General features: G+C 70.2%; 7 protein-coding genes. 2 read left to right on the plus strand and 5 right to left on the minus strand.

Translation table 11 applies throughout. From position 1 onward, the window contains the following. The 5 genes from ABTZ89_RS33035 to ABTZ89_RS33055 form a co-directional block, all read right to left on the minus strand. A partial coding sequence (locus ABTZ89_RS33035; protein WP_351052192.1) for an ABC transporter permease occupies positions 1-254 on the minus strand: 254 nt, incomplete at its 3' end. Positions 255-455: 201 nt separating this feature from the next. Beyond that, on the minus strand, positions 456-1,202 hold the full coding sequence (locus tag ABTZ89_RS33040; protein ID WP_270951235.1) for a glucose 1-dehydrogenase: 747 nt from the start codon (positions 1,200-1,202) through the stop codon (positions 456-458). Position 1,203: 1 nt separating this feature from the next. Then, a complete protein-coding gene (locus ABTZ89_RS33045) occupies positions 1,204-2,712 on the minus strand; it encodes an aldehyde dehydrogenase family protein (RefSeq protein ID WP_351052181.1) in 1,509 nt (502 codons plus the stop codon). A gap of 39 nt (positions 2,713-2,751) precedes the next feature. After that, positions 2,752-3,639, minus strand: a complete 888-nt coding sequence (locus tag ABTZ89_RS33050) for a 3-oxoacyl-ACP reductase (protein ID WP_270951237.1) — start codon at positions 3,637-3,639, stop codon at positions 2,752-2,754. Between the two features lie 60 nt (positions 3,640-3,699). Then, complete coding sequence (locus ABTZ89_RS33055; RefSeq protein WP_351052184.1) at positions 3,700-4,788, minus strand: Zn-dependent alcohol dehydrogenase; 1,089 nt, start codon at positions 4,786-4,788, stop codon at positions 3,700-3,702. 367 nt (positions 4,789-5,155) lie between these two features. On the opposite strand from ABTZ89_RS33055, the gene ABTZ89_RS33060 reads away from it, so the two are divergent. Both ABTZ89_RS33060 and ABTZ89_RS33065 read left to right on the plus strand, forming a co-directional pair. Next, positions 5,156-6,334 carry an acyl-CoA dehydrogenase family protein gene (locus ABTZ89_RS33060; RefSeq protein ID WP_351052187.1) on the plus strand — a complete coding sequence of 393 codons (1,179 nt, stop codon included), beginning with the start codon at positions 5,156-5,158 and terminating at the stop codon, positions 6,332-6,334. A 32-nt stretch (positions 6,335-6,366) separates the two neighbouring features. Beyond that, on the plus strand, positions 6,367-7,009 hold a 643-nt coding region (locus ABTZ89_RS33065; protein WP_351052190.1), incomplete at its 3' end, for an acyl-CoA dehydrogenase family protein.

Consider the following 7,009-nt stretch of genomic DNA (forward strand, 5'->3'; position numbering starts at 1 on the left):
AGCAGGGCGGTGATCAGCGGGCTGGCCTGCTGGAGGATGGCCAGCGCGCTGGCGGCGCCGGTGAACGACTGCGCCCCGATCTGCTGGGTCAGTGACCCGAGCTGCATGGCGATGACGGCGCCGAACGGGATCGCCACCATCGCGGTCGGCAGGATCGTCACGCTGGCGAAGAACCACGCCTGCTGAACGGCCTCCCGCACCTGGAAGGGGCGCCGCGGCATGGTCCGCAGCACCTCCCAGCCCAACGTGGCCATCCGTCCGACCTGGACGAACGCACCCGCACCAGCACTCCGCACCGCCACCAGCACACCTCCCGATCCACGTCGATCCGAGGCCTTCACCTGCTCCGGTCCAATCCCGGAGCACCGGATTCCCGCAATTTCAATGGAAATCGCGTGGGGGTCACCCCTCCGGGGGTTCGGCCCCGGAGGAGGAACTCCCGGTCACCCTCCCGCTCAAGCAAGCGAGTGCGTTGCCGTCGCACCGCCGTCGGCGACGAACTCCGCGCCGGTGCAGTAAGAGCTCTCGTCGCTGGCCAGGAACACCACCAGGTCCGCGACCTCCGAAGCCTGACCGACGCGGCCGAGGGCGACCCGCTTGCCGACGTGGTCCATCGGGACCGGGCCGCCCGCGGCGTCGGAGACCATCTGGGTGTCGATCACCCCGGGGTGCACCGAGTTGACCCGGATGCCGTGCTTGCCCAGCTCCATCGCCGCGACCTTGGTCATGCCGCGGATGGCGAACTTGCTCGCCGAGTACGCCACCAGCAGCGGCATCCCGCCGATTCCCTCCACCGAGGACACGTTGATGATCGAGCCGCCGCCGTCGGACATCGCCGGGATCACCTCCCGCATGCCCAGGAAGGTGCCGATCTGGTTGATCCGGATCACCCGCTCGTAGTCGGCCAGGCTCGTGTCGGCCAGTTCCGACAGGTGCAGGACCCCGGCGTTGTTGACCAGCACGTCGATCCGGCCCAGCTCGCCCGCGGTGCGCACCGCGTCGACCCAGTCGTCCTCGGAGGACACGTCCAGGTGCTGGTAGACCGCGGCCGATCCGAGCTCCTCGACCAGCTCCTTGCCCTGCTCGTCGGCCACGTCGCCGACCAGCACCCGCGCGCCTTCGGCGACGAACCGCCGCGCGGCCGCCGCGCCCTGCCCCCGCGCGCCACCGGTGACGATGGCGACCTTGCCCGCCAGCCTCACGTCACATCAGCTCCTCGGTGAGCGGCAGCAGGACGGTCTTGAGCTCGGTGTAGGCCTCGTAGGCGGAACGTCCGCCTTCGCGGCCGATCCCGGACTGCTTGTAGCCGCCGAAGGGCAGGTGCGGTTCCACCTGGAACCCGTTGATGCCGACCGTTCCGCAGCGGATCCGCTTGGCCACCCGGAACGCCCGCTGGACGTCCTTGGTGTACACCCCGGCGCCGAGCCCGTACTCGGTGTCGTTGGCCAGCCGCACCGCTTCGTCCTCGTCGTCGAAGGGCACCACCGTCAGCACCGGGCCGAAGATCTCCTGCTGCGCGATGGTCATCGAGTTGGCCACGTCCGCGAAGATGGTCGGCTGCACGAAGTTCCCGGCGCTGAGGTCGCCGTCGGCGCGCCCGCCGCCGGTGACCAGCCGGGCGCCTTCCTGCTGGCCCTGATCGATGAAGCCGAGCACCCGGTCCAGTTGCCGCTGGTTGATCAGCGGGCTGGAGAGCACGCCGGGATCGAACGGGTCGCCGTAGGTCACCGAGCCGGCGATCATCTCCGCCGCGCCGACGAACTCGTCGTAGGCGTCGCGGTGCACCAGCGCCCTGGTCGTGGCCACGCACGCCTGCCCGGACAACCCGAGGGTGACCATGCCCATCGCGGTCATGCCTGCCAAACCGACGTCGCCGTCCGGGAACACGATCGCCGGGCTCTTGCCGCCGAGCTCCAGCGACACCCGCTTCATGGTGCCCGCCGAGGCCTCGACGACCCGCCGCCCCACTTCGCGGCTGCCGGTGAAGCTGACCTTGTCCACCTGCGGGTGGGTGATCAGCGCTTCACCGGTCGGATCGCCGGGTCCGGTCACGACGTTGACCACGCCGTCCGGGATTCCGGCCTCCTGCAGCAGTTCCACCATCCGCAGCACGCAGAACGTCGCGTACTCCGACGGCTTGATGACCACGGTGCAGCCGGCGGCCAGCGCGGGGGCGATCTTCTGCGCGAACAGCAGGAACGGCGCGTTCCACGGCAGCACCGCGGCCACCACGCCGATCGGTTCGCGCAGCGTCATCGCCAGGTGGTCGCCGCCCTGGTACGGCGGGAACGTCTCGCCGCCCGCCTTGTCGATCCACCCGGCGTGGTGGTCGAAGACGTCGGCGGCCACGTCGACCGAACCCGCGTAGACGGTGGCGAACGACAGCGGCACGCTGTTGTCCAGCGCCTGCCGCGCCCGCAGGTCGTCGGCGTTGTCCCGGAGCAGGTCCGCGCACCGGCGCAGCAGCCGGGAGCGCTCCCCCACCCGCATCGTCGGCCACGGGCTCTCGTCGAACGCGCGGCGCGCGGCGTGCACCGCTTCGTCGACGTCCTCGACGTCGGCGACGGCGATCTCGCCGATGGTCTCGCCGGTCGCCGGGTGGTGGTGGGTCCAGGTGCGGCCCGCGCGGGCCTGCCGCCACTGGCCGTCGACCAGCAGCAATCCGTCCTTGAGCCCAGCAGCGTCGCGGTGCTGCTGCACGGTCAGCGCCATCGGAAGTCCTCCCTGCACAGCGGGTTCGGCGTGGATGGTCTAGGGGAGCGAGAGCAGTTCCGCGGCGGCGAAGTTCCGCTCCGGATCTCTCTCGGCGAAGTAGGACCCGACGGTGTCGGCGAGCTCGTCCTCGGTCCACAGTGGTCCGCTGGTGTCGAAGCGCTGCTCGACGACCGGCGCGGCCATGAGCGCGATCATCCCGCTGTGCACGACGAACACCTGCCCGCTGATCCGCTCCGCAGCGGGCGAAGCCAGGTAGGCGACCAGCGGTGCGACGTGGTCCGTCGACAGCGGGTCGACGCCGTCCTCCGGCGCCGGGCCGAACACTTCTTCGGTCATCGCCGTCCGGGCCCGCGGGCAGATCGCGTTCGCGCGCACGCCCATGCGGGCGAGGGCACGCGCGCTGGACACCGTCAGCGCGGCGATCCCGGCTTTGGCCGCCGCGTAGTTCGGCTGCGCCGCGGCACCGAGCAGGAAGGCCTCCGAGGCGGTGTTGATCACGCTGCCGTAGGTCTTCCCGTCCTGCTTGTACTGGTCGCGCCAGAACGCGGCGGCGTTGCGGGACAACAAGAAGTGGCCGCGCAGGTGGACGCGGATCACGTCGTCCCACTCCTGATCGGTCATCTTGAACAGCATCCGGTCGCGCAGCACACCGGCGTTGTTCACCACCACGTGCAGTCCGCCGAATCGTTGCACCGCGGTGGACACCAGTTCCTGCGCGGTCTCACCGGCCGAGACGTCGCCGAGCACCGCGGCCGCTTTGCCGCCGATCTCCTCGATCTCGGCGACCACGTCCGATGCGCGTTCGGCGACGTCGTTGACCACCACGTCGGCTCCGGCCCGGGCCAGCGCCAGCGCTTCCGCGCGCCCCAGCCCGGCACCGGCACCGGTGACGACTGCGACCTTGCCTTCCAGGCTCCGCACCACCACTCCTCGCTTCGTCGTGCGTCCGCGTTCCGCGCAACCGCGGATCCGGGACGGGGGTTCTCAGTCGAAGGTCACGATCTGGCGGATCAGCGCGCTGCCCTGCTCCTGCAGGGCGGCCAGTCCGTCGTTGATCTCGTCCAGCCCGATCCGGCGGGAGATCATGCCGTCCAGGTCGAGGCGTCCGGCGCGCCAGAGGTCCACCATCCGCGCCGTGTCGCGCCGCGGATCGACCGAACCGTAGAAGGACGGCAGGATCTTCTTCTCGTTGATGAACAGTTCTTGAGCGTTGAACTCGACCGTCTCCTCGGGACCGCCCGTGCCGACGACGACCACGCTGCCGCCGCGCCGGGTCGCGTCGTAGGCCGCGCGGATCGTGCCCGCCTGGCCGACGACCTCGATGGCGTAGTCGAACCCGCGGCCGCCGGTGACTTCGTGCTTCACGTCCTCCAAGCCTTCCGGCGTGGTGGCGTGCGTGGCGCCGAACCGCTTTGCCGCGGCGTGCTTCTCGACCACCGGGTCCACCGCGACGATCTGCGCCGCACCGGCCAGCCGAGCCCCCTGGAGCACCGAGATCCCCACCCCACCGCAGCCGATGACGGCCACAGTGGACCCCGGCTCGACCTTCGCGGTGTTGAGCACCGCACCGACCCCGGTGAGCACGCCGCACCCGATCAGCGCGGCGATCTCGAAGGGGACGTCCTGGTCGACCTTGATCGCGCCGGCGCTGGGCACCACGACTTCTTCCGCGAACGCCCCGCACCCGCCGAACCCGAAGGCCGGTCGGCCGCCGATCTCGAAGCGCGGCGTGACGAAGGCCGCCACGGTGTGCACCTCGCAGAGGTGCGGCTGTCCGCCCAGGCAGTACGCGCAGCGCCCGCACGGCGGCACGAACGAGAGCACCACCCGGTCACCGGGCCGCAGTTCGGTCACCCGGCTGCCGACCTCCAGCACCTCACCAGCGCCTTCGTGTCCCATCACGCCTGGTGCCAGCGCGGGCAGCGCGCCGCTCATCGCGGACACATCGCTGTGGCAGACCCCGGCGGCCTTGATGCGCACGCGCACCTCGTCCGGCCCGGGGGCGGTGGTGGCGACGTCCTCGCGCACGTCCAGCTCGCCATCACCGATCTGCTCGAGCACCGCTGCCTTCACCAGCCGGTCACCTCACCGCGATAGCCGAGGACTGTAACTCGCACCACAGTAGAACGTGTTCTTTCACAGTGGCAAGGCTCATGGGAAAAACCCTCGAAAAAACGGTTTTCCGCACGTCTCATAACGTGCAACTGGTTCTAACTGGTCCCATTCGGAAGATCTGCTCAGCTGCTCAACGACCCATTGGTGCGAGCGTGACTGCTCCGTTCGGCGCGATTTCGCTCCGCCGCCGCACCGTAGAACCAGTTTCCGCACGCCGAGCCGCGAGCGACACCCGGTCCCACTACTGATGTGTCGACCTGGCGGCCCTCTCCGGCTTATGGTTGTTGAAACATGTTCCACACGCTCCCGATCGCAGGAGGGGTGCATGCGCATCGCCTACACGCCCGAGCAGGAGCAGCTGCGCGAAGAGCTGCGCGACTACTTCGGCAAGCTCATGACTCCCGAGATCCGCGCGGAACTGGCCGCGCACGGCGACTACGGCGACGGCGCGGCCTACCGCGAGGTGGTCCGGCAGATGGGTGCCGACGGGTGGCTCGCGCTGGGCTGGCCCACCGAGTACGGCGGCCAGGACCGCAGCACGCTGGACCAGCTGATCTTCACCGACGAGGCGGCGATCGCCGGTGCCCCGGTCCCGTTCCTGACGCTCAACAGCATCGCGCCGACGATCATGCGGTACGGCACCCCGGAGCAGAAAGCGCACTACCTGCCCAAGATCGCCGGCGGTGAGATCCACTTCGCGATCGGCTACTCCGAACCGGAAGCCGGCACCGACCTCGCCTCGCTGCGCACGACGGCTGACCGCGACGGCGGGGACTACGTGGTCAACGGGCAGAAGATGTGGACCAGCCTGATCCAGTACGCCGACTACGTGTGGCTGGCCTGCCGGACCGACCGCGAGGCCAAGAAGCACCGCGGGCTGAGCATCCTGATCGTGCCCACCGACTCCCCCGGCTTCTCCTGGACACCGGTGCACACCGTCGCCGGGCCGACCACCAGCGCGACCTACTACCAGGACGTGCGGGTGCCCGCGTCCGCGCTGGTGGGCAACGAGAACGAGGGCTGGCCGCTGATCACCAACCAGCTCAACCACGAGCGCGTGGCACTCACCTCGGCCGCCCCGCTGCGGTCCGCGCTGGACGAAGTGCTGGACTGGGCGCGGGAAACCCGGCTCACCGACGGGCGCCGGGTGATCGACCAGGAGTGGGTGCGCCACCACCTGGCCCGCGCGCACGCCGGGGCGGAGTTCCTGAAGCTGGTCAACTGGAAGATCGCCACCACCATCGAGCAGCAGCCCGCCCCGGCGACCGCGTCGGCGACGAAGGTCTTCGGCACCGAGTTCGCCACCGAGGCCTACCGCCTGCTGATGGAGGTCCTCGGCAGCGCGGCACACGTCCGCCAGGGCTCCCCCGGCGCGGCCCTGCGCGGCCGCATCGAACGCATGCACCGCTCCTCGCTGATCCTCACCTTCGGCGGCGGGACCAACGAGGTGCAGCGCGACATCGTCGCCGCAGTGGGCCTCGGCCTCCCACCCGCCAAGCGCTGACCCGGGCACGACCCGACTTCGAAGGAGGACTTGTGGACTTCGCACTGACCGAGGCGCAGGACGACCTGGCCGAACTCGCCCGGAAGATCCTCGACGACCACGTCACCAACGAGCGGTTGCGCGAGGTGGAGCGCGGCGAGGATCGCTTCGACCGTGCACTGTGGACGCAACTGGCGACCGCCGACGTGCTTTCCGCCGGGCTGCCGGAATCCGTCGGAGGCGGCGGGTTCGGCCTGCTGGAGCAGTGCAGCGTGCTGATCGAACTCGGTCGCGCCGTCGCTCCAGCACCCTACCTGAGCTCGATCACCACTGCCGCGTCCGCCATCGCCCAGTTCGGCACGGACCAGCAGAAACGCACCTGGGCGGCGCCGGCGGCCCGGGGCGAGCTGGTGCTCACCGCCGCGCTGGTCGAGGAGCACAACCCGAATCCGGCCGTTCCGTCCTGCCGCGCCGAACGCCAGGACGGCGCATGGGTGCTCAGCGGCAGCAAGACCGGTGTCCCGGCTGGCACGATCGCCGATCTCGTCCTGGTCCCGGCGTGGACCCCGGACGGCCCGCGGGTGTTCCTGGTCGGATCGGGCCGGCTGAGCCCGCAGCGCCAGCGCATCGTCGACTCCGACAGCGAAGCCCGGCTGGACCTCGACGGGGTCCGGGTCGACGACGACCACGTCCTGC

The organism is Saccharopolyspora sp. NPDC002686 (assembly GCF_040295745.1).
GTDB classification, from domain to species: domain Bacteria; phylum Actinomycetota; class Actinomycetes; order Mycobacteriales; family Pseudonocardiaceae; genus Saccharopolyspora; species Saccharopolyspora oryzae.